This window comes from Oleiphilus sp. HI0043 (assembly GCF_001634935.1).
The window spans coordinates 1-1,216 of sequence record NZ_LWEY01000372.1; the positions used below are offsets into that span (position 1 = coordinate 1).

Annotated in this window: 2 protein-coding genes; one reads left to right on the top strand and one right to left on the bottom strand. The window is 46.0% G+C overall.

Translation table 11 applies throughout. The annotated features are described in order from the left end of the window. A partial coding sequence (locus A3729_RS05090; protein ID WP_156497681.1) for a diphosphate--fructose-6-phosphate 1-phosphotransferase occupies positions 1-654 on the top strand: 654 nt, incomplete at its 5' end. A gap of 129 nt (positions 655-783) precedes the next feature. Here the strand turns inward: A3729_RS05090 and A3729_RS05095 are convergent. Further along, the gene (locus A3729_RS05095) at positions 784-1,119 is read right to left on the bottom strand and encodes a DUF6122 family protein (RefSeq protein ID WP_197470100.1); all 336 of its coding nucleotides are present in this window, start codon (positions 1,117-1,119) and stop codon (positions 784-786) included. Positions 1,120-1,216: the final 97 nt, after the last annotated feature.

Here is a 1,216-nt window from a genome sequence, read left to right on the forward strand (position 1 = left end):
GGCACCGAAGCGCACGAAGCACCACACGTTATTCTATTTCCAGAAATAGCCTTTGATAAACAGAAGTTTTTAGCACGTGTAGATGAAGCAGTAAAAAATTACGGTTACTGCGTTGTCGTGGCATCTGAAGGCGCTCAGTACGAAGATGGCCGCTTTGTAGCAGACGCAGGCGCAGTTGATGCGTTTGGTCATACCCAACTAGGTGGCGTCGCACCAACGCTTGCTAATATGGTTAAAGATGAATTTGGTTATAAATACCACTGGGCAGTTGCCGACTACCTTCAACGCGCAGCACGCCATATTTCCTCTTCAACGGATGTTGAGCAGGCCTATGCCATGGGCAAAGCAGCTGTTGATTTCGCTGTAAATGGTAAGAATGCAGTCATGCCAATTATCGTTCGCGAACAAGCCGCTCCATACAAGTGGTCTATCGGTGAAGCACCGCTTAGCCAGGTTGCTAACCAAGAAAAGAAAATGCCTATTCACTATATTTCAGATGATGGTTTCGGAATTACTGCTGAGTGTCGTGAATACCTAACTCCACTTGTTCAAGGCGAAGACTACCCGCCTTACGATGAGAACGGTATGCCGCGCTACGTTAAGCTTCAGAACAAGCTTATTGAAAAGAAGACAGGAAGTGAGTTCGAAGTTTAAAGCTTCGCAACACGCTTATCTAACTCAGAGACTCCGCCTACCCAAAGTTATGTAGGCGGCCCGTCTCGGGGCGCAGAACGGACATGCCGTTAGTTTCAGCCCTACGTATGCAGAGGGTTTCATCCTTCGCTAATGAATAGCCCCATAAAAACCTTGCCGCCAACAATCCTGGGCATCCAGGCCCATATGGATTAGCAAGCCTATCCCTATCCACCGAGTTGCTGGAAACAAAGCCATCAGAGCATAAACCGGAATCATAAATTCTTTATGTAGAGGGTGGAAACCAATACTGCATCGACCTGGGTCATAAATCGGTACCGCAAGTAAGTGATCAAGATCGACTAACATTGTCGCAACCAAAAGCAGATATATTTTTACCGTGAACTTAGAATCTCGTGTTTTGGCAAAGACTGCTGTTGCTACTAACAACGGTACGAGAAAGTGTAATGCGATATGAAGAATGATTTTCTCCCGATTATGTTTATACTGAACTTATCAAAAGCGCGGATGTTAAAGCATAGATATCGCTTTCGCGCTCCCAGCTAACTCCTGAAGGCTTTAC